This is a genomic window from Paenibacillus sp. J31R109, assembly GCF_059692055.1.
This window is the reverse complement of sequence record NZ_JCAUAR010000009.1, coordinates 1-26088: the sequence shown is the minus strand read 5'-3', so window position 1 is coordinate 26088 and position 26088 is coordinate 1. Positions and strand designations below refer to the sequence as shown.

Annotated in this window: 23 protein-coding genes, 1 rRNA gene and 1 other RNA gene; 22 read left to right on the top strand and 3 right to left on the bottom strand. The window is 45.9% G+C overall.

Translation table 11 applies throughout. The features are described 5' to 3' along the window. Positions 1-38: 38 nt before the first annotated feature. Entirely contained in the window at positions 39-2033 is a 1995-nt protein-coding gene (locus AC58QT_RS21505) for a M1 family metallopeptidase (protein WP_497410992.1), read from the bottom strand. Between the two features lie 193 nt (positions 2034-2226). Between AC58QT_RS21505 and AC58QT_RS21500 the strand changes: the two genes are divergently transcribed. Beyond that, complete coding sequence (locus AC58QT_RS21500) at positions 2227-2718, top strand: YwhD family protein (RefSeq protein WP_310501886.1); 492 nt, start codon at positions 2227-2229, stop codon at positions 2716-2718. 173 nt (positions 2719-2891) lie between these two features. Here AC58QT_RS21500 and AC58QT_RS21495 read toward each other — a convergent pair whose 3' ends face one another. Beyond that, the gene (locus AC58QT_RS21495; protein WP_497410829.1) at positions 2892-4994 is read right to left on the bottom strand and encodes a transglycosylase domain-containing protein; all 2103 of its coding nucleotides are present in this window, start codon (positions 4992-4994) and stop codon (positions 2892-2894) included. Positions 4995-5277: 283 nt separating this feature from the next. Between AC58QT_RS21495 and speE the strand changes: the two genes are divergently transcribed. From speE to argS, 4 genes are all read left to right on the top strand, one after another. Then, on the top strand, positions 5278-6105 hold the full coding sequence (gene speE, locus AC58QT_RS21490; protein WP_497268188.1) for a polyamine aminopropyltransferase: 828 nt from the start codon (positions 5278-5280) through the stop codon (positions 6103-6105). Between the two features lie 242 nt (positions 6106-6347). Next, positions 6348-6851: a DinB family protein gene (locus AC58QT_RS21485; RefSeq protein WP_497410828.1), complete on the top strand. Its 504-nt coding sequence runs from the start codon at positions 6348-6350 to the stop codon at positions 6849-6851. Between the two features lie 205 nt (positions 6852-7056). Continuing rightward, on the top strand, positions 7057-7467 hold the full coding sequence (locus tag AC58QT_RS21480) for a YwiB family protein (protein WP_310501888.1): 411 nt from the start codon (positions 7057-7059) through the stop codon (positions 7465-7467). A 6-nt stretch (positions 7468-7473) separates the two neighbouring features. Further along, entirely contained in the window at positions 7474-9147 is a 1674-nt protein-coding gene (gene argS / locus AC58QT_RS21475) for an arginine--tRNA ligase (protein WP_497410827.1), read from the top strand. Positions 9148-9230: 83 nt separating this feature from the next. Here the strand turns inward: argS and AC58QT_RS21470 are convergent, their stop codons facing one another. Next, complete coding sequence (locus AC58QT_RS21470; RefSeq protein ID WP_497410826.1) at positions 9231-10397, bottom strand: S8 family peptidase; 1167 nt, start codon at positions 10395-10397, stop codon at positions 9231-9233. A gap of 569 nt (positions 10398-10966) precedes the next feature. Here AC58QT_RS21470 and rpoE point away from each other — a divergent pair. From rpoE to AC58QT_RS21385, 17 genes are all read left to right on the top strand, one after another. Beyond that, the gene (gene rpoE / locus AC58QT_RS21465; protein WP_310501891.1) at positions 10967-11548 is read left to right on the top strand and encodes a DNA-directed RNA polymerase subunit delta; all 582 of its coding nucleotides are present in this window, start codon (positions 10967-10969) and stop codon (positions 11546-11548) included. Positions 11549-11880: 332 nt separating this feature from the next. After that, on the top strand, positions 11881-13482 hold the full coding sequence (gene pyrG / locus AC58QT_RS21460; RefSeq protein ID WP_497410825.1) for a CTP synthase: 1602 nt from the start codon (positions 11881-11883) through the stop codon (positions 13480-13482). 163 nt (positions 13483-13645) lie between these two features. Further along, a complete protein-coding gene (locus AC58QT_RS21455) occupies positions 13646-14038 on the top strand; it encodes a response regulator (RefSeq protein WP_056621969.1) in 393 nt (130 codons plus the stop codon). A 134-nt stretch (positions 14039-14172) separates the two neighbouring features. Next, on the top strand, positions 14173-15027 hold the full coding sequence (gene fba / locus AC58QT_RS21450; protein ID WP_310501893.1) for a class II fructose-1,6-bisphosphate aldolase: 855 nt from the start codon (positions 14173-14175) through the stop codon (positions 15025-15027). A 329-nt stretch (positions 15028-15356) separates the two neighbouring features. Beyond that, entirely contained in the window at positions 15357-16616 is a 1260-nt protein-coding gene (gene murA / locus AC58QT_RS21445; protein ID WP_310501909.1) for a UDP-N-acetylglucosamine 1-carboxyvinyltransferase, read from the top strand. Positions 16617-16678: 62 nt separating this feature from the next. Next, complete coding sequence (rho, locus tag AC58QT_RS21440; protein WP_497410824.1) at positions 16679-17977, top strand: transcription termination factor Rho; 1299 nt, start codon at positions 16679-16681, stop codon at positions 17975-17977. Positions 17978-18050: 73 nt separating this feature from the next. Continuing rightward, positions 18051-19325 carry a radical SAM family protein gene (locus tag AC58QT_RS21435; RefSeq protein WP_310501895.1) on the top strand — a complete coding sequence of 425 codons (1275 nt, stop codon included), beginning with the start codon at positions 18051-18053 and terminating at the stop codon, positions 19323-19325. 129 nt (positions 19326-19454) lie between these two features. Beyond that, on the top strand, positions 19455-19652 hold the full coding sequence (rpmE, locus tag AC58QT_RS21430) for a 50S ribosomal protein L31 (protein WP_056621960.1): 198 nt from the start codon (positions 19455-19457) through the stop codon (positions 19650-19652). A 91-nt stretch (positions 19653-19743) separates the two neighbouring features. Beyond that, complete coding sequence (locus AC58QT_RS21425) at positions 19744-20148, top strand: hypothetical protein (RefSeq protein ID WP_310501896.1); 405 nt, start codon at positions 19744-19746, stop codon at positions 20146-20148. A 93-nt stretch (positions 20149-20241) separates the two neighbouring features. Beyond that, an RNA gene (ffs, locus tag AC58QT_RS21420) (signal recognition particle sRNA large type) lies at positions 20242-20505 on the top strand. Positions 20506-20680: 175 nt separating this feature from the next. Continuing rightward, positions 20681-22117: an ATP-binding protein gene (locus AC58QT_RS21415; protein ID WP_497410823.1), complete on the top strand. Its 1437-nt coding sequence runs from the start codon at positions 20681-20683 to the stop codon at positions 22115-22117. A gap of 78 nt (positions 22118-22195) precedes the next feature. Next, the gene (dnaX, locus tag AC58QT_RS21410) at positions 22196-23941 is read left to right on the top strand and encodes a DNA polymerase III subunit gamma/tau (RefSeq protein WP_497410822.1); all 1746 of its coding nucleotides are present in this window, start codon (positions 22196-22198) and stop codon (positions 23939-23941) included. A 20-nt stretch (positions 23942-23961) separates the two neighbouring features. Further along, positions 23962-24273 carry a YbaB/EbfC family nucleoid-associated protein gene (locus AC58QT_RS21405; protein WP_028555044.1) on the top strand — a complete coding sequence of 104 codons (312 nt, stop codon included), beginning with the start codon at positions 23962-23964 and terminating at the stop codon, positions 24271-24273. 45 nt (positions 24274-24318) lie between these two features. Next, on the top strand, positions 24319-24915 hold the full coding sequence (gene recR, locus AC58QT_RS21400) for a recombination mediator RecR (RefSeq protein WP_497410821.1): 597 nt from the start codon (positions 24319-24321) through the stop codon (positions 24913-24915). A 131-nt stretch (positions 24916-25046) separates the two neighbouring features. Next, the gene (locus AC58QT_RS21395; RefSeq protein WP_497287116.1) at positions 25047-25331 is read left to right on the top strand and encodes a DUF2508 family protein; all 285 of its coding nucleotides are present in this window, start codon (positions 25047-25049) and stop codon (positions 25329-25331) included. 3 nt (positions 25332-25334) lie between these two features. Further along, complete coding sequence (locus AC58QT_RS21390) at positions 25335-25604, top strand: pro-sigmaK processing inhibitor BofA family protein (protein WP_497287115.1); 270 nt, start codon at positions 25335-25337, stop codon at positions 25602-25604. A 288-nt stretch (positions 25605-25892) separates the two neighbouring features. Next, positions 25893-26088: ribosomal RNA gene (locus AC58QT_RS21385) — 16S ribosomal RNA — on the top strand; the annotation flags it as partial.

Below are 26088 nucleotides of genomic sequence, written 5' to 3'. Positions count from 1 at the left end.
ATACCCTCAGCGTTTGTCATGAGACGTAAGCTAAGTCCTTACCAGGCGACCGAGCCGAAGACGGCTTGAAGGAACTGAATAATGCCGAGATTCCATCGAATTTGCCACTTTGTATCTAATTGGGTTTGGTAAAAGTTATTGATATGCTTATTTTCAAGAATAAGTGTGTATTTCGGATCAATACGCACCCAGTCGACAGGAGAGGCATGTGTTAATTTGAACTCAATACTGCCTTCTTTGCCATCCCATGTTTTATCTAATGTTGTCCCATCTGCGAAGTGGAACTGGATGGGTACTTCCGGTGAATTGCCGCCAAGTTTAACGATGCGGACTGTGCTTTCGTAAGTCTCGGCACCTTTATCGCCCTGAGGCCGGACGTGAACACTCTCGACAGAATAGTCCATCATCATCTCACCATAGACATACTGATTGAAGAAATCGTCCCACTTTGTTTTGCTGACATCCTCCACCACTTGCTGGAAGTCCTTCGTAGAAGGGTGCTTGAACTGCCACCGCGCGAAATAGGTTTGCATGATACGGTCCATCATTTTGGTGCCGACCTGTTGCTCAATCGCTTTCAGTACTAGCTTGCCACGCGTGTACACATTTTCAGCATACTGGTCATGGCCTTTGTAAGCCCATGCTTCCTTCTGCAACCCATTAGGAGAGGTTATATAGCTGGATTCGACAGGTAGATTAGGCACCTCGCCATACTCGGCTTCCATGACTTTATCCTCTGCATAAGAGGTAAAGCCTTCATCCAGCCAGGCTTCTTCGAATTCGTTGCTGGCGACGAGACCGTAGAAAAATTGGTGGCCGATTTCATGCACGACGACACGTTCTAGTTCTAAGTCGGGATCCTTGTCACTAGCGCCCCAAGCCGTAACTAAAGTCGGGTATTCCATACCGCCCGCGCCATTTCCACCTGGAGGCGGTACTACAATAGAAAGGGTAGAGTAAGGGTACGTTCCGTACCACTGACTATAACGGGAGAGAGCTTTTTTGGCCGCATACATGTAACGATCCTTTAAATCTTGATGATTGGGATCGAGATACAGTTTAATTTTGACACCAGGAACTTGTGGAGCAGAGAATGATTGTTCGGCATAGACGAAATGAGGCGAAGCCGACCAAGCGAAGTCATGGACATCCTCGGCGTAGAATTGATAGGTTTTCGTTCCTTTTTCCGTCACAGCGGGCTTCACAGGATGCCCAGTAGCAGCCACAATATAATTGGCGGGTACTTGGATTTTCACATCATACATACCAAAATCCGCATAGAACTCGGAATTGCCATGATATTGATGGAGATTCCAGCCAGCCTCAGTACGGCCTCTGGTACCCTTGCGTTCATAGGCGGCAACCTTCGGAAACCATTGACCAGCCATAACAAAGTCATCAACGTAGCCCATTCTGGCAAAGGCTGCAGGTAACTTAACGAGGAATTCGGTTTTCACGGTGACTGTTTCGCCAGGTCCTACTGGTTTAGATAATGGGATTTTGAGCAGCGTATGGTCGTCCTTATTGCCGTCATCCGGCTGTACAAAAGCCATCCGCTTAGTAAGATCATCACCCGTATCCGATTTCACGGAGAGCAGTTCCATACTTCCGCCACTATCTGCCTTCGCTTCATCGTCCCGCAGCTTCCCGCCGGATTCGCGCATGAATGTCGTTTTTTTCGATGCGAAAGCATTCGGATAAAGGTGGAAATACAATTCTTGTACAGGCACATTGCCTGGATTTTCCCACGTGAGCGTTTGTTGTCCTTGGAGCTGCCTCGTTTCTGGTGTGTACGCAACGTTCATGTGATATTCAGCAATACGATAACTAAGTGGTGTTGAGGTTTCTAACGGTTTGCCATTATCTGCAGGCTGCATGTCCGGTGTCTTCGCAATAGGTACCTCTTTAGAGACGACAGGAACAGTCCCTCTTGATGTGGAGGGGAGCAAGGTGTTCGTTATTAACACTGCGCCGGCAGCAAGGAGCATGACAGCAAACCACTGTACCTTGCGACTATTGAATAGAGCATTCATATCCATGAGATTCACCCCGCCTAAACAAGCATCTACAGCATGTATATGTAGACAACCTAGGGAATATTTCTGCGAGGTGAAAGAAATGTTAGAAAGGGCCATGTCATACTCCGCCCCTTGTTCTAAGAGATGACTTTCGCTACAATGAAAGCAAGTCGTTATTTTAACTTTATGTAGAGTGGAAGGTGCCCTTATGGAAGCGGATAAGAAGAAGCTGGCCTTAAATATAGTAAGTTCAAAAGTGAATCACAAAGGCTTCGGTGCAGGAGCCATTGATCTAAGCAACGTCTCCGGTATCATTATTGATGGGGACGAGGCTTATCTGGATGAAGGAACCCTGCATGCCAAGAGTAAGATTGAGAAAGGGATTAAATTCTCCACGAACAAAGAGGATGTTCCGAATGGCCGTAAAGCGTGGATCGTGTGGGTAGCAGTTGATCGCACAGAAGAAGGTGCCTACTACGCGGGAATGTCTGCTTGCGAGATGTTAATCGATACGGAAGCTCGCCGCGGATGGAAGATTCTTGCGGAGCACGTGAACAAAATGGATGGCGCTATGAAACGCAAATTTATCCTAGAAGGATTGTCTGACAACGAGCGCGCAGCGCTTCGCAATAGACTAATTGAGCATAACGAAGACTGGTGGAACCGCTCAGATCAGAGCCTCAAGGACGCGCTCTCCTAAGCTTTCTATAGCCAATCTGGAGAATATGAACATTATGTGTCATCCATTGTTACACAATGTCGAAGCGGGTATACTAGACCCTAGTGTATGTTACCCTCATATACTAGGACAGCAAAAAGGCAGGACTAAGACGCGCTTAGTACTGCCTTTTTGTGTTTTTATTTAGGTGTAAATTAATCATTCCACCAACGTTTGAGATCGTTCCACCAAGAGCCGTTAGCGCCTTTGGAACCATCTTTTTGACCACCCGCCGCATCTGGCTTTGCAGGCTTGCCTGTACAATAAGTCGTAGGCTCCGTACCAGCGAGGAAAGCTTCCACCTTGGCGTTCGGGCAGTCTTCATTGGACAATTTGCCGCTCACAGGATCAATGTAAACCGTCGATACACCCTCAGGAATGGGGAACAGCTTCGGCGGAATAGCATCCAAGGTCTGTTCGGTAAAATCCGCAAAGATCGGCGAGGCGAGGTGTGATTCCACGGTTGAAATATCTCGGCTCTTATCATAGCCCACCCATACCGCAGTAGACAGCTCGGGCGTGAAGCCGACGAGCCAAGCATCCGTATCGGTCGTGCCCGTTTTGCCTGCAATCGGCCGTTTGATTGTACTAGCAACACGATTGCCCGTACCGCCCTCTTCGAACACACTCTCCATTAAGTTGGTCATCACATACGCAACAGCAGGGGGAATGACTTGCTCCTCCGCAGGTGTCGCTTCATACAAGATACGCCCGTTCGCATCCTCAATACGTAGAATAGCCGTAGGTTCATGGTGTAAACCTTGATTTGCAATGGAAGAAAAGGCAGACGCCATTTCCAATGGACTCACGGGGAAGGAACCAAGCGCAAGGGAAGGCAGCGGCTTCATTGGCGAAGCAATGCCTAGTTTGCGTGCGAAGTCGATAACTTTCTGCGGCCCTACCTGGAGAATCGTGTGCACAGCATAGATGTTGTCCGATTTTGAAATCGCCTGACGCATATCGATATTCCCATTGGTATACTGGTCATTAAAGTTTCGTGGCGTGTATTGCTGTCTCCCTTCATCATAGGTAAACACCGTCGGTTCACTTTTGACCATGGAGACGGGTGTAAAGCCATTCATAAGGGCAACCATATAGACAAAAGGTTTAAAAGATGATCCCGGCTGTCGCGTGTTCGATAACGCACGGTTGAATTGATTCTCGGTATAGTCGCGTCCGCCGACCATAGCTTTGATCTCGCCTGTCCGTGGGTCAACCGCGACTAGAGCCGCTTGAAGATCGGGTTTGCCATCGAGCTGCTTCGTTATGACATTCTCAGCAATTTGCTGGGCATTCTTATCCAGTGTGGTATAGATACGGATGCCGCCCTCATCGAATTGTTCTTCCGTAATGCCAAGCTTCTCCGTCGCGAGGTTGCGTACATAATCCCTAAAATAGGGCGCTGCAGAAGGCTTCTTTTTGGTAAGTGGTTGAATCGTCAGCTTCTCTTTGGCTGCGGCGTCAGCTGCGCTTTGCGTAATGAAGCCGCTGTTTACCATCGTCTGGAGGACGATCTTTTGCCGGTCCATGGCATTTTGCAGATCATAGTAAGGGGAATAGTAGCGAGGTCCTTTCGGGACCCCAGCAATCATCGCGCTTTCAGCTAAAGTTAGCTCACTGGCATGCTTGCCGAAGAATAGCTCAGAGGCAGTCTCAATTCCATACGTGGAGTGCCCGTAATAGATTTGATTCAAATAGTCAGCCAGAATATCGTCTTTGCTCAGTTGCATTTCCATTTGAACGGCATAGACCGTTTCTTTGATTTTACGCGTCCACGTACGATCGTGCGTTAAGTATAAATTCCGAGCTAACTGTTGAGTGATTGTGCCAGCACCTTGCACCTTGGCCATGGCTTGGACATTCACAATGGCTGCGCGTGCTACCGCTTTGACGTCGACACCAAAATGCTTGTAGAATTGTTGATCCTCCACAGCAAGCGTGGCATGTATTAAGTAAGGCGAGATCTCATTTAAGGAAACGACCTGCCGATTTTGGCCAGAATAAAAGGTGTCAATGACTTCGCCATGGACATCATACATTTGGGAGGTTTGCATCGTTTTGGTGACAGGCAATGTTTGAGAGCGCAAATATACTAGGAAAACGGCCGCCCCAATGAGTAACAGCAGGCTGCAGGTGAAAAAGAAGGAGAATGTCTTCTTGATTCGCCGCATCCACCGCATAGAAGCAGGAATATCATCTTTTTGTCTAGCGGGTTGTGTTTCGGATGGTTGTTGGCGAGGTTTCTCATTCTCTGACATAGGCTATGCCTCCTTTCTCTGTGCCCAAAGGCGCTACTATCCAGTATGGAAAAGCATGGCAGTCCGTATTCAACGAATTGTAAATATTTTTTGTTTAATGGGCAAAAAGGGAAGGAAATTATTGCATTTTGGGGGTAATGAACTATAATACAATTTGTGCATGTCAAAGGACTGGAAATTAACGTCCGAAATCGTATGAGTTTTTGGGCTGGTGGAACACTGTTAGAGATGACGAATATCAGGAATTATTCATCCAAATATAGAAACGAAAGAAGGGTTATTCATGGAATTATGGTACACGGAGAAACAAACGGATAGCTTCGGGATCACGGCAAAGGTTACAGAAACATACGTAAGAGAGCAAACAGATTTTCAAGATCTATCCATGATCGAAACCGAAGAGTGGGGCACAATGCTTACACTAGATGGTATGGTTATGACAACGGTTAAAGACGAGTTCGTCTATCATGAAATGGTTGCTCACCCAGCGCTTGTTACTCACCCGAACCCAGAGTACGTACTTGTTGTAGGTGGCGGAGATGGCGGCGTTATTCGTGAGATCATGAAGCACCCGAAAGTGAAAAAAGCAGTTCTTGTTGATATCGATGGCAAAGTTATCGAGTACTCCAAGAAGTATCTGCCAACGATCGCCGGCGAATTGGACAACCCACGCGTTGAAGTTATCGTTAACGATGGCTACATGCACATTCACGATCACAAAAATACGTACGATGTTATCATGGTTGATTCCACGGAACCTGTAGGTCCAGCTGTGGAGCTATTCTCCAAAGGCTTCTACCAAGGGATCTTCGATGCGCTAAAAGAAGACGGGATCTTCGTTGCTCAAACCGATAACCCATGGTTCAAAGCGGATCTGATCCAAACGGTTAATCGCGACGTGAAAGAAATCTTCCCTATCGTTCGTGTGTACAGTGCGAATATCCCTACATATCCAAGTGGTCTGTGGACATTCACAATGGGCAGCAAAAAGCACGATCCACTGCAAGTGGAAGAATCAGCAATCCCAGAATTCCCAACGAAATACTACACACCACGCTTGCACAAAGCAGCGTTCGTATTGCCTAGATTTGTTGAAGATTTGATTAAATAAGCTGCGGAATCGCGGATAAATAGGATTTGAATAGAAGAGGGGCTGTCCAAGAAGTCAATTTAGACTTTTAGGATCAGCCTCTTCTTTCATTGAAACAAATTTCAATCACTGCCATACAGCTGTCAGCAGCTCCTAGCTATACTGTAAACACAAGGACAGGATATGAATCGCACTAGCACGATCACCATCACGAGTATCAAACTCAAGCGAACCTGTACCACCATTCCTAGGAGGTTGTATATATGTTTACAACAATTGAAAGCTTTATCAGCGAATATCAGATGGAGTCCGCCAAAACTCAGCAGCTGTTAGATACATTAACGGATGAATCCCTCAAACAAACACAAGCGGATGGCTACCGTCCACTAGGTTATATTGCTTGGCATCTCGTGCATGCGGAACGCGGCATGTTGTACGGAACTGGGTTAGCCTTCGAGTCAGCACCCCTTGTAAGCGAGCCCCCTGCGCAAGCTGCTGTAATTGCAGATGCCTTCAGATCAACAACAGAGAATATCCTAAGCGCGGTTAGGACGCAACTGACGGATGAGAAACTGCAGGATGTTGTTCCGATGTTTGGACAATCATGGACGATCAGCTATACCTTATATAGTTACTTAAAACATGAAATTCACCATCGCGGCCAGTTGACGATCCTGATGCGTCAAGCAGGCTTGCCGGTGATCGGTGCCTATGGCCCGTCGAAAGAGGAATGGGTCGCTTTCGGGCGACCAGCTCCAGCAATTTAGATGTGACAGAAGCCTCTACCTCCGTTACCTAACGGATGTGGGGGCTTTTTCATCCCCCTTTGCCGCCAAGAAACAAGCTCAAGCCATCCTCCTGAGCCCCTATCCATTGAATTTACTTATCCTTTCATATAAACTATTACCTAACATGTCTACGTTCGGATATCCAATGTCCGGAGATAGCAGAAGAAGAGGGGATTATCGAATCATGACGGATAAGCAGCGGGTGCGGATTCGAATTGAGAGTCGAAGCGGGAGCGAAACCACCGTGCAGAAAGCGCGGGGTGATCTGTACCGCAAAGGCGATCATACCTATATCCGCTACGAAGAAGAGCAGAATGAGCTTGGGCGGACCGTGACGATCATTAAGCTCGAAGACAATCAGATCCGTATTCTTCGTCAAGGCGATGTACAAGCGGAGCAGACCTTCGTTCCCGGAGAGAAGCGGACGGGCTATTATCACACACCACAGCTCCGAATGGAATTGGAAATGGAGACACATCAGCTATCCTCGGAAGCCATCCATGGGATTGGAATTACGAGATGGAGCTATGATCTATATGCATCAGGCACGCATGCGGGGGCCTATCGAATCAAGTTGTTAATTCAGGAGGAGTAAGACGAAATGGATGTTCTTAACGAAGTGAAAGCAAACGTGAAGCAAGCGATCAAAGAAGCAGTTATTGCCGCAGGAATCGTCGAAGAGGCGCAGCTGCCAGAAATTATTCTCGAAGTGCCGAAAGAGAAAACGCATGGTGACTTCGCGACGAATGTGGCGATGCAGCTGACGCGCATAGCGAAGCAGAATCCTAGACAAATTGCTGAGCAAATCATCGCCAACCTGAACAAGGATGCAGCGAGTATCTCGCAAGCGGAAATTGCAGGCCCGGGTTTTATCAATTTTAAAATGAATCAAGTCTACCTCTATCCAGTGATCGCCGATGTAGCTAAGCTGGGTGACCGTTATGGTGAATCAAACGTGGGTCAAGGTCTTAAAGTGCAAGTAGAGTTCGTTAGCGCGAATCCGACAGGTTCCCTCCATTTGGGTCATGCGCGTGGCGCAGCAGTTGGTGATGTGCTTTGTAACGTATTGGATCTTGCGGGCTATGATGTTTCTCGTGAGTACTACATTAATGATGCGGGTAATCAGGTAATCAACTTGGCCAAATCGATCGAGGCACGCTATTTGCAAGCGCTTGGTCAGGATGCGGAAATGCCAGAGGATGGCTATTTTGGTGAAGATATTAAGGGCTTCGCAACGGATCTTGCAGCTGCTGAGGGAGATCGTTTGCTTAGCTTGCCGGACGAAGAGCGTCGTACCTACTTCCGTACTTACGGACTTGAAAAAGAACTCGACAAAATCAAACGCGACTTAGGTCGCTTTGGTGTTCATTTCGACAACTGGTTCTCCGAAACGTCGATTTATGACAATAACTTAATCCCACCTGTGCTTCAGGAGCTTCGCGATAATGGGCATATCTATGAAGAAGAGGGCGCAACTTGGTTGAACACGACACCGCTGGGGGATGACAAGAACCGTGTTTTGATCAAAAACGACGGATCCTTCACCTACCTAACGCCTGATATTGCTTATCACCGTAACAAATTTGGACGCGGATTTGACCGCTTAATTAATATTTGGGGCGCTGACCACCACGGTTACATCCCACGGATGAAAGCGGCCATGACAGCCCTAGGCTTTGAAGCAGATCGACTTGTCGTGCTGATCGCCCAAATGGTGAGCCTTTTCCAGAATGGCGAAAAGGTAAAAATGTCCAAGCGTACCGGCAAAGCCGTTACGATGGAGGACTTGATGGACGAAGTCGGCGTAGATCCGATTCGTTATTTCTTCGCGATGCGGAGCATGGATTCGCATCTCGACTTCGACATGGACTTGGCGGTTTCCCAGTCCAATGAGAACCCTGTGTTCTATGTGCAATACGCCCATGCACGGATTTGCAGCATCTTCCGTCAGGCAGAAGAGCAGAATATCGCAGTGCTGCCGCTGGAGCAGGTTGACCTGTCCCAGCTCACTTCGGAAGCCGAGTTCGACTTGCTTCGCAAGATCGGCGAGCTTCCGGAAGAGATCGCCATTGCGGCTGAGCAGTACACGCCGCACCGCATGATCCGCTATGTCTACGAACTGGCAAGCCAGTTCCATAGCTACTATAGAGGCCACTACGTCATCACAGATGACGCAGCCTTAACCCAAGCGCGCCTCGCGTTGCTCGGCGCACTGCGCACGACCCTAGCCAACACGCTTCGCGTGGTTGGCGTATCTGCCCCTGAGCGGATGTAATCCCCGCTCAACGAGAATAAGCTCCCTTGACCATAGGTCAGAGGGAGCTTATTCTTTTAGGCGCTGGGGTTCCTTCAGCGCCATTACTCTTGCCCCGCTGCGCGGATCGCTCGCGGGGCGTTCAATTGCCCAGGCTGCCACTTGGCGTTGGCACGCTTGTTCAGCGGGAATGCGCAGCGGCGCAGCGCATTCTTGATTTGCTGTGGCGACATGGATCGCAGCGACAGCATTAAAGCGATAACGCCGCTTACATGCGCTGTTGCCATAGAAGTGCCGCTGAGCTCATTGTATTTGCCGCCGAGCCAAGCTGAATACACACGCTCGCCAGGTGCATAGATGTCGATTTGTGCGCCTTGATTGCTGAAGGGAGCAATCCGGCCCGTTCGTGTTGTCGCGCCAACGGAGACGACTTGGGAAAAGCGAGCGGGGTAATCGACCGTTTTCTTTCTGCCGTCATTGCCGGAAGAAGCTACGATAACCTTCCCTCTGTAATAAGCATTGAGTACCGCTTGTTCCAAAGATGGGTTGTATGTCTTCATGCCGAAGCTCATATTAATAATATCGAGGTCGTTTTGGACGCACCAATCAATACCCGCGATGATATCGGATACATAGGCGCTTCCATTTTGGTCAAAAGCTTTAACAGGATGAATGATAGCTCGCGGTGCTACTCCTATAATACCTGAACTGCGGCCTGTTGCCGCGATAGTACCCGCGATATGTGTACCATGACCGTTATCATCATGGGGCATCAATCTGCGATTTAATAAATTGATGCCTTGCGAAATGGAGTTTCGCAAATCAGGATGCTTGAAGTCAATGCCGGTATCGATGACGCCGACGTGAATATTTTGCCCCACAGATTTACTCCAGATTTCTGGAGCGCCGATTTGATCAACCCCCCATGGAATCGTGCGCGTACGTGAGCTGGATAAAATACTAGCTCGTTTGGGTACCGTCTTTTTACCCTTAATTTTATTTATTAATACTTTCGCATCCGCTTCGATACGTGTCGTGCTGGAAAAGCTTCTGAGTTTGGTATTTGGACACAGCATGCAAGAGAAGGCTTGAATAATGTCCAAAGGTTGAACTTGGGATAGTTTGGGGAGTTCAGACGTCTTGCGAAGGAGTTCTGACTTGCAGGCAAAGTAATCCGTCTTTGAGGTGAAATGGATAAGGTACTTTCTTGCTGGTTGTTTAGTAAGACCTACATCTTCATGAAGCAGATGAAGAAAGGTGGCTGTATCCATCGTGCCATCCCCCCGTTACAGCGTATGTTCGTATCTCCCCTATCTTATGTACAGGTCATCGCACTTGACCGTGTCATCGCCTTTATAGAGGTAGTCAAAAAGTCCAATTTTGATCACGAAGTAGTCCAAGATGCGTATTCGACATCGAATATTGAATTCAGCCGGAACTTCCGGTGCTCACGTAGCTTCCACTACGCTCCTCTCCTCATTTTCTAGCTTCTTCCAATCTTCTCGGTACTTAAAATCGGACTTTTTAACCGCACCTTATAGAAATAAATGGGTGCAAAGCCGTGTCAGATGCGTAGGTTCAACATAGGATACATAGAGAGGCGCGGGCAGGAGTGTCTCTTTCTCAGGTAGTGGAAACGACAGCTGCTCAATAACTGGCGGTTCCTATGGGTACAGTCGCGGGCGGGGGGGGACCTTCGCCTGTATTCCTTTTTATGGGTTGTTTTCAGGCGTTTATTTTAGGGTAGTTGCAATTTTAGAAAAAATAGGTTTTACTTAATGAAGATATTGGTTATGGTAGATAACGTAGTCAAGAAATGATCGAAAAGGATGTGCCTTAGATGAGCAACGAATACACACTCAAAATCACCACAGAGCAAGCACGCGAAATGCCCATGGTGGATTTGGCGTTCGAATTGCTGAAGTCGGCGAATACGCCGTTTTACTATCGTGAACTTATGGCTGAAATTGCTAAAATAAAAGGGCTTTCTGAAGATAATGTCATGAATGTAATTGCCCAACTATATACGGAGATCAACATCGATGGTCGTTTTGCTTGTGTAGGTACGAACCTATGGGGCTTGAAGCGTTGGTACCCAGTTGAGAAGTCCGACGATGCGGTTGGCAATGCGAAGCGTCCTAGAATTATCAATGACGAAGATGATGATCTGGATGAAGACGTGTATGCGGAAGAAGAAGATACATACGCAGAAGAAGACGAGTACGATGCATTTGGTACCGAAACCGAAGAGGAAGAAGAAGCGGAAGAGGATACTGAATTCTTCGAAGACGAAGAAATTGAAGAGGATCTTGGTGAAGCGGGTATCGAAGAGAGTGACGATGCTGACGACGAAGAAGATGACTTGGATGAAGATTCCGAAGATGATGAAGACGATTTGGATGATGACGAAGACGACAAATAACTTGTCTTGACAGTCACTACACGTTCAGAGTAAACTATTGCATGGGCTTTAAAAGAATCTTAACAATTCGCGCATGCGTTCAAAAAGTGCCCCGTCACTACGGGTGTCACTTTTTTTTGTTTTTTTGCGCTTTTTTTTTGTAATTTGTTCATGAAAACACTTATTTAGCAGAAGCTAATGCTATTACACCTTTGTTCTGGCGACACCCAAGAGCTTATGCTTAAGAGGCCAGTTTTCTAGCACCTTTTCACACTTATTTTCATGTTTATAACGATGCCAGTAGTCTGGCAAAATCTAAAGCGGAAGCTTATAACTTTAAGGAGGCGTACATAGTGACAAAATACATTTTCGTTACGGGAGGCGTAGTTTCATCCCTTGGCAAAGGAATTACCGCAGCTTCCTTAGGAAGATTGCTTAAGAACAGAGGTTTGAAAGTTACGATTCAGAAGTTCGATCCTTATATTAACGTGGACCCAGGAACAATGAGTCCTTACCAGCACGGCGAAGTTTTCGTAACGGATGATGGTGCAGAAACGGACTTGGATTTAGGTCATTATGAGCGTTTTATCGACATTAACTTGTCCAAAAGCTCGAACGTGACTTCAGGTAAAGTGTATTCTTCAGTTATTACTAAAGAGCGTCGTGGTGAGTATTTGGGCGGAACGGTTCAAGTCATCCCGCATATTACCAATGAAATCAAAGAGCGTGTGATTCGCGCAGGCCGTGAAGCCGGGTCCGATGTGGTTATCACTGAAATCGGTGGTACTGTAGGGGATATCGAGAGCTTGCCGTTCCTTGAAGCGATTCGTCAAATGAAAAATGATATCGGCCGCGAGAATGTGATGTACATTCACGTTACGTTGATTCCTTATATCAAAGCAGCTGGTGAAGTGAAAACCAAGCCAACTCAACATAGCGTTAAAGAACTACGCGGCTTAGGTATTCAACCGCATGTGATTGTATGCCGTACAGAGCATTCCTTGACAGAAGATATGAAGCGCAAACTTGCCTTGTTCTGTGACATTGATCCAGCAGCTGTCATTGAATGTAAAGATGCAGAAACCCTGTATGAAGTTCCGATGATGCTTCGTGAGCAAGGTCTAGATGATTACGTAGTGAATCACTTGAAGCTTTCAACGAATCAACCGGATATGACAGAGTGGGAAAGCCTTGTTCGCAAAGTCAAATCCTTAACGAAGAAAACCGAGATCGCCATCGTAGGGAAGTATGTTGCTCTTCATGATGCGTATCTAAGTATTGTTGAAGCGTTAGGACATGCAGGTATCGATAACGATTCCGAAATTGATATTCGTTGGGTCAACGCAGAAGATATCTACGACCATAACGTACATTCCCTTCTTTCTGGCGTTCAAGGTATTCTTGTGCCAGGCGGTTTTGGGGATCGCGGAATCGAAGGTAAAGTCGCGGCGATTCGTTACGCACGTGAGAAAGAAATTCCTTTCTTCGGTATTTGCTTGGGGATGCAAGTTGCTGTTATTGAGTACGCTCGTTCCGTTTGTGGCTTGGATGGCGCGAATAGTTCCGAGATCAATCCAACAACCGCATATCCAGTAATCGACCTATTGCCAGAGCAAAAGGATATCGAGAATCTAGGCGGAACTATGCGTTTGGGTCTATACCCTTGTAAATTGACGCCAGGATCACTTGCTGCGACGACATACAACGATGAGCTTGTCTACGAAAGACATCGTCACCGGTATGAATTTAATAACGAGTACCGCGAATTGATTGAATCCGCTGGCTTGCGTATTTCAGGGACATCACCAGATGGTCGTCTGGTCGAAATGGTTGAACTTCCAGGTCACCCATGGTTCTTGGCTGTGCAATTCCATCCGGAATTCACATCACGTCCGAACCGTCCACAACCGCTTTTCCGTGAATTTGTGAAGGCTGCGCAATTGATTGCTCGTTAAAATTTCACGTTGCTGAACCAGAGCACTCCCTCCTGTTTATCAACTTTTTTGTAAAAGTTTTCAAAATAAATGCTCTCCTCGGAAGGAAAACGAAAACGAATAGCGAATACCTTGACACATAGGATTGGAACTTGTTATTCGTTTTCGGGAGGGGACTTGGCTGATGAAGAAAAAAGTATTGGTAGTAGATGATCAAAATGGAATTCGTGTACTCCTCATGGAAGTGTTTAGTAACGAAGGGTACGATACCTATCAAGCCTCCAATGGCAAGTTGGCCTTGGAAATTGTAAGAAATGTTTCGCCTGATCTCATACTTCTCGACATGAAGATCCCTGGTATGGATGGACTTGATATCTTGAAGCATGTCAAAGAGATCGATGTGTCGATTAAAGTCATCATGATGACGGCCTATGGTGAGCTGGACATGATCAAAGAAGCGACAGATTTAGGCGCGATTATGCATTTTACGAAGCCATTTGATATTGATGAGCTGCGTCTAGCCGTTAATATGCAATTGAATAATGAGTCGAGCAGTGGTTTTGCTGTAGGATCCTAGTTATAGGGTCTTTTTTTGTTTATGGAAAAATGAAGGCTTGGTTATCATTTGAAAAGTTATGTGCTATAATAACTCAGGTATGAACAGAGAGCGGTATGCGCATCTACTAAAGAGGTTCTAGGAGGAAGAGAAACATGGCATTGGTTTCAATGAATGAATTTTTACCTAAGGCAAAAGCAGGGAAATATGCGGTTGGTCAATTTAACATGAACAATCTTGAGTTTGCTCAAGCAATTGTGGACGCAGCAATTGAACTGAACTCCCCGTTCATTTATGGTGTTAGCGAAGGCGCACTGAAATATATGGGTATCGAGTTTACTGTAGCTCTTGCAGAAGCAGCAGCTAAGAAATCCGGTCTTCCGATCGCATTGCATTTAGATCACGGTAGTTCGTTTGAAGTAGCAATGAAATGTATCCGTGCAGGATTCAGCTCTGTTATGTTCGATGGTTCCCACTATTCTTTCGAAGAAAACATTCGTTTGACGAAAGAAGTTGTTAAAGCAGCTCGTGCTATGGGCGTATCCGTTGAGGGTGAGCTTGGAACAATTGGTGGCGTTGAGGATGACATCTCTGTTGATGAAGAGCACGCTAACCTTGCAAAACCAGAAGAAGCTATCCGCTTCTACGAAGAAACAGGCGTTGATTGCTTGGCAATCGCAGTAGGTACTGCACACGGTATGTACGCTGGCGAGCCAAACATTCACTTTGATATCATTGAAGCAGTTTCCAAAGCGATCCCAGTTCCAGTTGTATTGCACGGTGGATCTGGCGTTCCAGACGAAATGATCCGTAAATCTATTGCAGCAGGCGTTGGCAAAATCAACGTGAACACAGAGAACCAAGTGGCATGCACAGAAAGCATCCGCGCAGCTCTGAACAAAGATGCTAAAATTTATGATCCTCGTAAATATCTAACCCCAGCTCGTAACGCTATGATCGAAGTAGTAAAATCCAAAATTCAATTGTTCGGAAGCAGCAACCAAGCTTAATTCCAAATTGTATAGACAGGATAGGAAATGCAGCAATACACAGATGGATGGTCGACAATCGTTGCCATCTGTCTGTGTTATTGCGGGCGTTTCCTTCTTCTATTTGTTGATATCAAGTAAAAGCGACCTTCTTTTGCTTCGAAATAACTGTGACAAACGTGCTTATCCCTATGGAGGAGCGAAGTCGTTTGTTTTACCTCGCACTTATTTATTTAATTCCTTTTTTGTGGATATTCGTCGAATAATTGTGGAAATACGTAGGATTTGTTGATTGTCGTTCATGGGTTTGTGGTTAGTGAGAAGGCACCTGGTTTAGGGGGAGAAGTATGTTGGAGAAATTAATGGTCGTCGGTGGACGCCCACTACGGGGAACGGTTCAAATTAGTGGAGCAAAGAATAGTGCGATTGCACTTATTCCTGCTGCAGTGCTTGCAGAAACACCAGTAACGTTGGATAATCTTCCACATTTAAGCGATGTGGCTATATATACAGAAATTTTGACGGATTTAGGCGCGACGATCGATTGGAACGAGGATCGTATGACCATTGATCCGAGCCAGATGAAGCCTCTTGCCATGCCGAATGGCAAAGTGAAGAAGCTGCGCGCTTCGTATTATTTAATGGGTGCACTTTTGGGGAGATTTGGTGAGGCGACGATAGGACTTCCAGGCGGGTGTAACTTTGAACCGCGTCCGATTGATCTTCATATCAAAGGTTTCGAAGCACTTGGTGCTGTGGTAAGCAATGAAAACGGTGCGCTTCATATTCGTGCGAAGGAATTGCGCGGAGCTAAGATTTATTTAGATATGGCGAGTGTAGGTGCTACGATTAATATTATGTTAGCTGCTTCACGTGCTAAGGGTTTGACTACAATTGAAAATGCGGCGAAAGAGCCTGAAATTATAGATGTGGCAACACTTTTAAATTCGATGGGTGCGAAAATCAAGGGAGCTGGTACAGATACGATTCGTATTGATGGGGTCTCTGAACTCCATGGCTGCCGTCACTCCATTATCCCTGACCGTATCCAAGCTGGAACGTACATGATAGCTGCAGCGGCGACACGCGGCGACGTAACGGTAGATAACGTGATTCCGAAGCATTTGGAAGCATTGACAGCAAAGCTGCAAGAAATGGGTGTCCACGTTTATGAAATGGATGAATCCATTCGTATTGTTGGTCAGCCGATCTATGAAAGCGTAGACGTGAAGGCATTAATTTACCCTGGGTTTGCAACAGACCTACAATCTCCAATGTCTAGCCTGCTTTGCCAAGCCAAAGGAGTTAGCGTATTAACAGATCATGTTTATAGCAATCGATTTAAGCACATTCCAGAGCTTGTACGCATGGGAGCTAAGATAAGAGTTGAAGGACGATCGGCCATCATTGAAGGGTCGCAGCTGAGTTCAGCGAAAGTAAGAGCGACAGATTTACGCGCAGGAGCAGCTTTGGTTATTGCCGGCCTCAGTGTCATGACAGGCGGAGTTACCGAAGTGTCCGGTGTGGAGTACATCGATCGCGGTTATGAGAATTTAGTGTTTAATCTATCTTCCCTAGGTGCGGAAGTTTGGCGCGAGAACGAGGAATAAAGTGCCAGACAACAGGCAATGCTAGAATCCAATTGAAAATTTAATAGTTTGGTGGTTGAAACATGAGCATGCAGCTTGCTGAGCTTGAAGTACTCAAGCTTACTGAATTATATAAACTAGCTAAGAAATATCAGATTCCCTATTATGGTACGCTGAAAAAGAGAGAACTTATTTTTGCCATTTTACGTGCACAAGCAGCAGAGAGTGGATTCCTGTTCATGCAAGGTGTCCTGGAAATTTTGCAAGAAGGCTTTGGATTCTTGCGTCCCATCAACTATCTTCCTAGCTCAGAGGATATTTATATTTCAGCTTCTCAAATTCGGAAGTTTGATTTGCGATCGGGGGACATCGTTTCTGGGAAGTGTCGTCCACCGAAGGAGAATGAACGTTATTTCGGACTGCTTCAAGTTGAAGCGGTCAATGGTGAGAAACCAGAGACGGCTGCGGAGCGCTTGCATTTCCCAGCATTAACGCCGCTGTATCCGGATACTAGGATTACACTGGAGACGGAGCCGAACAAGATTTCCATGCGAATTATGGATTTGCTTGCTCCTGTAGGTCTTGGTCAGCGTGGGCTTGTTGTTGCACCTCCGAAAGCGGGTAAAACATTGCTGCTCAAAGAAATCGCCAACAGTATCTCTACGAATTACCCGGAGATTGAGTTATTCGTTCTACTGATTGATGAGCGTCCTGAGGAAGTTACCGATATGCAACGCTCTGTCAAAGGAGAAGTCATAGCTTCTACTTTTGATGAGCTTCCGGAAAATCACATTAAAGTTGCTGAACTTGTACTAGAACGCGCTATGCGTCTTGTTGAACATAAGAAAGACGTTGTCATTCTGCTCGATAGTATCACACGGTTAGCTAGAGCTTATAACCTCGTCGTTCCGCCTTCAGGCCGGACGTTGTCCGGTGGTGTCGACCCCGCTGCTTTCCATCGCCCTAAGCGTTTTTTCGGAGCTGCTCGTAACATTGAAGAGGGCGGCAGCTTAACTATCCTTGCTACAGCACTTGTTGAAACAGGTTCGCGTATGGATGACGTCATTTATGAAGAATTTAAAGGTACGGGTAATTTGGAACTTCATCTTGATCGTAAAATGGCAGAACGCCGTATCTTCCCTGCAATCGATATTCGTCGTTCAGGGACGCGTCGTGAAGAAGCATTACTCAGCAAGGATGAGCTCGAGAAAGTATGGGCACTTCGCAAAGGCATGAATGATTCACATGAGTACACCGAAGCCTTTATTAAGAAGCTTGCGGATACGAAGACGAATCAAGAGTTTTTGGACTCATTGGCATCCCCGTCTGCGGGAACGTCATCAGGGCCAAACAAAGGCAAAGTCAAAAACTCAGCATCTTAAGCTTAAGATAAACGGCATCCACCCAAGAAGACGGTGTAGTCGTTTACTTTAACGTACAAAGAGGAGTACCGTTATGAACTTGGTTTATTCAGATTCACAAGGAAATGTATTTGATCATCCTGATTATTTGGCTTTAGGGCGAAATGCAGAAATGATTACTGAAATATTAGATGAAGAACTGATCCCTTTACCAGAGGGCTCAACTCTCGTTAGTCTGCCCTTCACACGCCCGGTTGGTATTGATGCTGCAACCGGTGATATGAAGCTAGTAGAGGGTGATTATCACGCTGTTGGTGCCTTGCTTCCGCAAGGCTTCACGCGATTACTCCTCCCAGGGTATGTGAAGTCCGATAAAACAAAGGCATTACCTTTGTTCGGTTACACGGCCGTAGTCTGGAAGGAAGACGGCTTCTACGTTGCCGCGCGTCTTACGGATAATCCTTACTTCTGGAATCCGATCCACTGTGATCCGGATGAACTTGAAGTTGAAGTGAAACGGCTAACAGCCAAATATCCGGAGAATCGCCTGTATGCGCATCTGTCGAATTGTGCGCTAGGTTACGAGTGCTTAACGGCATCGAACACGTTCCTGCAGCGCTGGGAAGGGGCAGTTCCTGTCTCTTACTCCTGTAATGCTGGGTGCTTCGGTTGTATCTCTGAGCAGCCAGATGAGAGTGGTTTTGTAGCTCCGCAAACACGGATGAACTTCAAGCCCAAGGTCGAAGAGATTACGGAGATCATGTTAGAGCATCTGCGGACACCGGACAGCATCATTTCCTTCGGTCAAGGCTGTGAAGGGGAACCGAGCACACAGGCTGTTATTATTATTGATGCCATTAAGCGCGTGCGTGAGCAAACGAAGATGGGTTACATCAATATTAATACGAATGCTGGTCTTACGGACCATATCCGCGGCATTGTTGATGCAGGTCTGGATCTCATGCGGGTAAGCACGATCAGCGCTTTGGATGATCACTATAACGCTTATTACAAGCCGAGAGCGTATACGCTCAAAAATGTAGAAAAATCACTTCGCTATGCAACGGACAAAGGAGTCATCACATCGATTAACTATCTTGTGTTCCCTGGTGTCACGGATCGGGAAGAAGAAGTGGAAGCGATGATTGAATTTGTCCGCAGAACGGGATTGAAATTGATTCAGATGCGCAATCTAAATATCGACCCCGAGAGCTACTTAGGCATTATCCCTAAGGCTCAGGGAGAACTGTTAGGTATGAAGCAAATGATCGAGATTTTCGAGCAAGAATTACCTGATGTGGTTATTGGTTCGTATTCGCATACGCCGAAATTCTACACCAGCGATCGCACGCTCACAACGGTGCTTTAAGCTAAGTGAGTGGAAGTATTAACCGAGTGATTTTGGATTGCATCTAGACTTGCGAGTATGCTACAATGCAGTAGTACGTCCATTAACTCTGTTTCAGCAAATGATTCAGGGCGGAAAGAGGTGAACCAAATGAAAGCAGGAATTCATCCTACTTATCATGCAACCACAGTGACTTGCGCTTGTGGTAATGTGTTCGAAACGGGTTCAATCAAGCCAAATCTTCGTGTTGAGATTTGCTCCAATTGTCATCCTTTCTACACTGGTAAACAAAAGTTTATCGATGTAGGCGGCCGTGTCGACAAGTTCAAAAAGAAATACGGAATCTAATTGGCATCATTTGCTTGATTGCCAATCAGCATAAGACATCCTCCCATGGTCATCCTAAGCTTAGGCTTAGAGTCCATTGGGAGGTGTTTTTATGTTTAAGGGTCTAATTAAGCTTACAGGGACTGCTGTACTTGTTGCGAGTTTAGTGGGTTGTGGCATGTGGACGGGAAACAATAAGAAACCGAATGATACGTATAAGGTTCAGAACTACAAGCAAGACGGCATGTTGGGAATCACAGATGTGAACCCCAATAATCCGATGAACCCGACATACCATCATTATGAGGATGACTCGAATTTGATGAAGGCAGTGCTTGCTCAGCTGCCAGGCATAGAGAAGACCAACATTGGGATCAATGGCACTTCGGTCAATGTGAAAATCAAACCTCAAGCCTCCTTGACGGCGGCGCAAGTAGAGGAGCTACGTTCGCAAGCGCAGATGGCTTTAGAAACGAATATGCCGCGGTACAAAATATTCGTGCGAATGGTGCAGTAAGCAGAGAGATATTAGCTAACGCCAAAGATCCTATATATGTTACTTTTTCCCCTTAGGTTGCTATTTGGCATTGAATCAGCTATACTATTTTTACTGTGCTAGACGGGGAGGTAGCGGTGCCCTGTAACTCGCAATCCGCTGTAGCGAGGTTGAATTCCTGTTAGCGGTACTGTGATGTGAGGTCTGGCTTTTACACGTGGTGTTGAGAGTCGGGTCCTTCGCAATGGATGCTCATGAACCCGGTCAGGTCTGGAAGGAAGCAGCCGTAAGTGAGATGTTTCATGTGCCGAGGGGTTGCCTGATTTGAGCTAACGATAAGAGTTCGCTTGTATCCCTTTATCAATAACAGGTGCACGGTGTAAACATACCGTATATGTAAGAACACATAACCAAAACGCCAGCAATTAGGGCGTTTTTTCTTTTGCTTTTTGCAGGAAGAATATGACTTTACAGAGAATCTTTACACAATAGCCCAACGGATCCCGCTCGAAAGTAGTTCGATGAAAGAAGAGAAAGTGAAGGAGCTGTTGACATGCCCATTCATTCGCCTCAAGTGTATTCGGTATCGATGGACGAACTGCGAAAATTGTTCAATCATAGTATACAAACTGGCATGCTCATGGTTGATGAAGAGGAGAAGCTCTTACTTGCTACGGATCAGCTCTTAAAATTTTCAGGTTATTCAGTGGACGAAATTACGGGTGTGGCATTTTCTCAATTTTTCAAAGTGAGATCATCCTTGCGTGAGTTATACGAATTTCATTTTAACAATGAGATGGATGTGGGCGAGTGGCCTCATGGTTTCTTGAAGGGGAAGCATGGGGGAATGATTTACTTTCAATTTTCTATGCTCAAACTAACACAAGGGGACAGAACTATTTATTTATTGTCATTTAAAAATAAAGAAGAAGGCCAGCAATTAAACTTATTGCAGCGTTTTTCGGATGCTTTTTTAAAAGATATCAACTTAGGCGTCTTATTAATAGATATGGATTATCGCCTTGCCGACATAAGTGATCGAGCTTGCCAAATGCTGGCCATGGAGAAAGAGCTTGTACGCAATAAGTCGTTGGATGAGATTTTTACTTCGGTACCTAGCCAGCATCAACTCGTGCAAAAAACGATTTTGAATGGTGCGATTGTGCGCAATCATGCTGTTTCGTGGACCAATAATCAAGAGCGCTTTGAGTTACTCCTCGATTCGAATGTGTTGAAAGACGGTCACGGGAACATAGTGGGTGCTTATGTTATTTTCAAAGATGTCACCAACATGCGCTCACTGGAACAAATGGTCTGGCGAAGTGATCGACTGGCCATGATCGGACAGATTGCTGCAGGTACAGCACATGAAATACGCAACCCTTTAACATCTATCAAAGGATTCTTACAGATGCTGCGACGCACCTTTGGTGACCGTGGCATGGATAAGGAACAGAGCTTTACTGATGTGATGTTGGGGGAAATTGATCGGATTAACGCGTTAGTGAATGAATTTCTTATGTTAAGTAAGCCCAAGCATGTCGCTTATGAGCGTATTCATGTGACGGAGGTTCTGCATGAGATTGTGCCGGTTATACATAATGAAGCGATCCTCTATAACGTTCAACTCCATCACGAGGCTTCGCCTCATCTCCCTGAAGTGATTGCAGATAATGAACTCTTGAAGCAAGTTTTTCTGAATGTATGCAAAAATGGGATCGAAGCCATGCCGGATGGTGGGGTATTGACGATTTCGGAGCGTGTAGATACGATTGAGCGCAATGTGTGTGTGGATATTCATGACACAGGCTCAGGGATACCGATGTTCGTGGTTGATAAAATATTCGATCCCTTCTTTACGACGAAGGATACGGGGACTGGGCTCGGGCTCTCCGTGTGCCAACGTATCATCCATGATATGGGCGGGACCATTCGTGTTGCTTCCAAAGGTTTCGGGACAACCTTCACCATAACGATTCCCTATACCTGATCCTCTATTTCATCCCTTGAAGCGTTATAGTATAATGGGTATAGTCAATCCACCCAGGGATTATTGGAGAGGAACACTATGGCACACATTGCTTTGTATCGTACGTGGAGGTCGCAGACGTTTCGTGAAGTTGTTGGACAGAGGCATATCACACAAACGCTGCAGAATTCTTTGCGGGAAAATCGTCTAACCCATGCTTATTTGTTTAACGGACCCCGAGGTACGGGTAAAACAAGTACAGCCAAAATATTAGCCAAAGCTATCAATTGCTTAAATGGCCCCTCCGAAGAGCCTTGTAATCAATGCTCTGCCTGTGAGCGCATCACAGAAGGCGCTGTTATGGATGTTGTAGAGATCGATGCGGCTTCCAATCGCGGTGTGGAGGAAATTCGAGATATCCGAGATAAGGTCAAATATGCGCCGACGGAAGTAAGGCAAAAAGTGTACATTATCGATGAAGTGCACATGCTGACGACAGAAGCATTCAATGCCTTATTGAAGACGCTGGAAGAGCCGCCTGCGCACGTGATGTTTATTTTGGCGACAACGGAGCCTCACAAAATTCCTGCAACCATTATTTCGCGCTGTCAACGCTTCGATTTTCGTCGTGTTTCCATGGAGGATGAGGTAGGGCGTCTACAGTATGTTTGTGATCAAGAGCAGATTTCCATTGATAAAGAAGCTCTTCACTATATAGCAAGACTATCAGATGGCGGGATGCGAGATGCGTTAAGTCTACTTGATCAAGCAGCGTCTTTTGCGACAGGGGAGATACAGCTCACTGATATTTTGTCGATTACTGGCGGTATCGCTTCGGATCAATTTAAGAGACTCGTTACGTTTATTAAGGAACAGAATCTGGGGGCAGCCCTAGAGTTAATTGATACCTTCATGCAAGAGGGGAAAAGCGCAGATAAGTGTATCGAAAATTTAATTCACTATTTCCGCGATTTGCTAATGGTGCGTATGGTACCGAATTCACCTGTGATTTCGGAACGCGTGTTTGATATGGCAGAGCTGAAGGGAATTGCGAGTCACTTCTCTCCAGCCGAAATGATGAGTATGATTGAAACGCTCAATCATTATCAGAGTGAGATGAAATACTCCGTACAGCCGCAAACCTTGCTAGAAATCGCCATTATGAAAATAAGCGGCGGCCATCGTGGAACAGAAGGCAGTCCGGTTATTCGTTCTTTGGAGGAGGCAGGCGGGCGCGCCCCACAAGGTGATCTTATTGCTCAGATGAGCCAAAGAATGAAACAACTTGAAGATCAACTAGCACAACTGGTAAAATCGGGAGTGACAGTTGCTTCTGGCGAGAGCGCGAAACAAGCGCCTGCGGCGAGAGTGGCGGTTGCCTCTGCACCATCTAAGAAATCGGGGCTTAAGCTGGGTCCTTATTTGAAAGCCTCTGAGGGTCCCGAGACGAAGACCGCGCTTCTAAAGTGGAGTCAAGTATTAGGTGATGTCAAAGAGAAGAAAATTACCGTTCATGCTTGGTTTGTTAATGGTGATCTGGTAGCGATGCTAGATGATGTTGTACTCGTTGCATTTAAGAATGAGATGCATCGCAATACGACCGAGAAGCCAGAGAATAAAGTGATTATTGAACAAGTTCTTTCTTCTGTGTTTGGGAAACCGATGCGTTTGTTAACCATAATGCGTAAGGAATGGGATGATGCGAAGAGTGAATCGACGCAAGCCCCTCCTGAAGAGATGGAATTAGTGGCAGAGGATGGTCGCGGGAACGTGATCAAAGAAGAATGGATATCTGAAGCCATCCAATTGTTTGGTGAAGACCTAGTAACAATCAAAGAAGACTAACCATAAGGGAGCGATCTATAATGAATAACATGAACCAAATGATGAAGCAAGTGAAGAAAATGCAAGAGCAAATGATGAAGGCGCAAGAAGAACTAGGAACAAAAATGATTGAAGGAACAGCTGGCGGCGGTGTGGTAACGTGTATCATCAATGGACACAAGAAAGTTCAAAGCATCACAATTAAACCAGAAGCAGTAGATCCAGATGATGTTGAAATGCTGCAAGATCTTGTGTTGACTGCAGTTAACGATGCAATGTCCAAAGCAGAAGAAATTGCGAACAAAGATATGGGCAAATTCACGGGCGGTATGAATATCCCTGGCTTGTTCTAAGACAACGTAGAATCAACGACTCTGTACCATGAAGGAGTACTTCCTTTGTATTACCCCGAACCGATAGCGAAGTTAATCGATGCCTTCTCTCGCTTGCCGGGAGTAGGTCCTAAGACAGCGGGACGCTTAGCCTTTCACGTTCTTCGTATGAAAGAAGAAGACGTGATCGATTTTGCCAAATCGCTTGTTAATGTAAAGCGGAACCTGCATTATTGCTCCGTCTGTTGCAATATTACCGATGTGGATCCTTGCCGAATTTGTCAGGATAAAAGTCGTGATAGTTCTGTCATCTGTGTCGTGCAGGAGCCCAAGGATTTGGTTGCGCTTGAGCGAACCAAAGAGTTTGAAGGCTACTACCATGTGCTGCATGGCGCTATATCTCCTATGGAGGGCATTGGCCCCGATCAAATTCATATCGCGGAGCTGCTCAAGAGATTGGGTGACGAAACGGTGCAGGAATTGATTCTAGCGACCAACCCGAACATTGAGGGTGAAGCGACTGCGATGTACTTATCTAGATTGATCAAACCCTTCGGCTTACGTGTTACTCGTATTGCTCATGGTCTGCCAGTTGGCGGCGATTTGGAATATGCGGATGAGGTAACCTTATCCAAAGCGATGGAAGGCCGTAGGGAATTATAAAAGCATAAATTGTAAGGAGAGCTGAGAAGCTCTCTTTTTTTCTGCCAAAAAAGCATGGTAATAGTTCTGAAAATCCCCTAATTCCCATATGTATAGATCAACCCAGTTGTGGGAGGAATGGAGGTTTGCCTATGAAACCGGCTCTATTAGGCATGCGTGGATTTAAGAGTCCGCGAGCGAAGACTGTTAAGGAAGAATTAAAATTGGACAAGATTATGTTGATTCAAGAGATACGTTCAGCGCACCAGACTTGGGTGGCGGCACAAGCTCACTTTGACTTCGCTGTGGACAAGGATCAGATTGATTATACGATTTATGCAATGGAAGCGGCAGAGAAGCGATTTGAAATGCTTATCAAACAAGCTAAGAAGCTTGGGGTAAGCCTAATTGATAGTGATCGTTTAATGGAGGTGTAGAACGTGATACTCAAATATACAATTTGGGGGGTGTTGATACTCTCCTCTCTTCTATTGGTGTTAATCGTATTTCGCAGCCGTGGTGCTAGTAGGTTAGCAGCTTCGCTAGGTCTGAATGTAGTAGTTGCCGCTTTCCTACTATATGTACTGAGTCTACTGAGTACGTACACTCATATAGACCTGCCTATTAATACAGTTACCTTAGGTACTGCTACAGTATTGGGAGTACCTGGCGTTCTTCTGTTGATTGGTGTAAAAATGATGTTACTGTAGATGTAAATATAATACATCTAAAATTGGGTTGACTCGGCTACAGCATCTGTGTTATCATATAAAAGTTGCCGCTGAGACATGCGGAATAACAAAAGTAACTTGAAAAAAACAAGTTGCAAAACAAAAGTAACTATGGTATATTGAACTTCCTGCTTTTGAAAGAAGGCAGATAGGACAAGCCGATTGATCTTTGAAAACTGAACAACGAGTGAGTAAGCACAGTCGAGTAATCGACTATAAATGAGATTGCAAAATCTCGCTAGCTTCAAATGAGCAAGTCATCTTTCTATTATGGAGAGTTTGATCCTGGCTCAGGACGAACGCTGGCGGCGTGCCTAATACATGCAAGTCGAGCGGGTTTGTCCTTCGGGACAAGCTAGCGGCGGACGGGTGAGTAACACGTAGGCAACCTGCCTTTAAGACTGGGATAACTATCGGAAACGATAGCTAAGACCGGATAACTGGTTTTCTCGCATGAGAGAAT

What these genes read in the sequence shown, in the direction of transcription:
- AC58QT_RS21505 (WP_497410992.1), bottom strand. Translation starts at nt 2,033, where the DNA reads ATGAATGCTCTATTCAATAGTCGCAAGGTACAGTGGTTTGCTGTCATG.
- AC58QT_RS21500 (WP_310501886.1), top strand. Translation starts at nt 2,227, where the DNA reads ATGGAAGCGGATAAGAAGAAGCTGGCCTTAAATATAGTAAGTTCAAAA.
- AC58QT_RS21495 (WP_497410829.1), bottom strand. Translation starts at nt 4,994, where the DNA reads ATGTCAGAGAATGAGAAACCTCGCCAACAACCATCCGAAACACAACCC.
- speE (WP_497268188.1), top strand. Translation starts at nt 5,278, where the DNA reads ATGGAATTATGGTACACGGAGAAACAAACGGATAGCTTCGGGATCACG.
- AC58QT_RS21485 (WP_497410828.1), top strand. Translation starts at nt 6,348, where the DNA reads ATGTTTACAACAATTGAAAGCTTTATCAGCGAATATCAGATGGAGTCC.
- AC58QT_RS21480 (WP_310501888.1), top strand. Translation starts at nt 7,057, where the DNA reads ATGACGGATAAGCAGCGGGTGCGGATTCGAATTGAGAGTCGAAGCGGG.
- argS (WP_497410827.1), top strand. Translation starts at nt 7,474, where the DNA reads ATGGATGTTCTTAACGAAGTGAAAGCAAACGTGAAGCAAGCGATCAAA.
- AC58QT_RS21470 (WP_497410826.1), bottom strand. Translation starts at nt 10,397, where the DNA reads ATGGATACAGCCACCTTTCTTCATCTGCTTCATGAAGATGTAGGTCTT.
- rpoE (WP_310501891.1), top strand. Translation starts at nt 10,967, where the DNA reads ATGAGCAACGAATACACACTCAAAATCACCACAGAGCAAGCACGCGAA.
- AC58QT_RS21455 (WP_056621969.1), top strand. Translation starts at nt 13,646, where the DNA reads ATGAAGAAAAAAGTATTGGTAGTAGATGATCAAAATGGAATTCGTGTA.
- fba (WP_310501893.1), top strand. Translation starts at nt 14,173, where the DNA reads ATGGCATTGGTTTCAATGAATGAATTTTTACCTAAGGCAAAAGCAGGG.
- rho (WP_497410824.1), top strand. Translation starts at nt 16,679, where the DNA reads ATGAGCATGCAGCTTGCTGAGCTTGAAGTACTCAAGCTTACTGAATTA.
- AC58QT_RS21435 (WP_310501895.1), top strand. Translation starts at nt 18,051, where the DNA reads ATGAACTTGGTTTATTCAGATTCACAAGGAAATGTATTTGATCATCCT.
- rpmE (WP_056621960.1), top strand. Translation starts at nt 19,455, where the DNA reads ATGAAAGCAGGAATTCATCCTACTTATCATGCAACCACAGTGACTTGC.
- AC58QT_RS21425 (WP_310501896.1), top strand. Translation starts at nt 19,744, where the DNA reads ATGTTTAAGGGTCTAATTAAGCTTACAGGGACTGCTGTACTTGTTGCG.
- AC58QT_RS21415 (WP_497410823.1), top strand. Translation starts at nt 20,681, where the DNA reads ATGCCCATTCATTCGCCTCAAGTGTATTCGGTATCGATGGACGAACTG.
- dnaX (WP_497410822.1), top strand. Translation starts at nt 22,196, where the DNA reads ATGGCACACATTGCTTTGTATCGTACGTGGAGGTCGCAGACGTTTCGT.
- AC58QT_RS21405 (WP_028555044.1), top strand. Translation starts at nt 23,962, where the DNA reads ATGAATAACATGAACCAAATGATGAAGCAAGTGAAGAAAATGCAAGAG.
- AC58QT_RS21395 (WP_497287116.1), top strand. Translation starts at nt 25,047, where the DNA reads ATGAAACCGGCTCTATTAGGCATGCGTGGATTTAAGAGTCCGCGAGCG.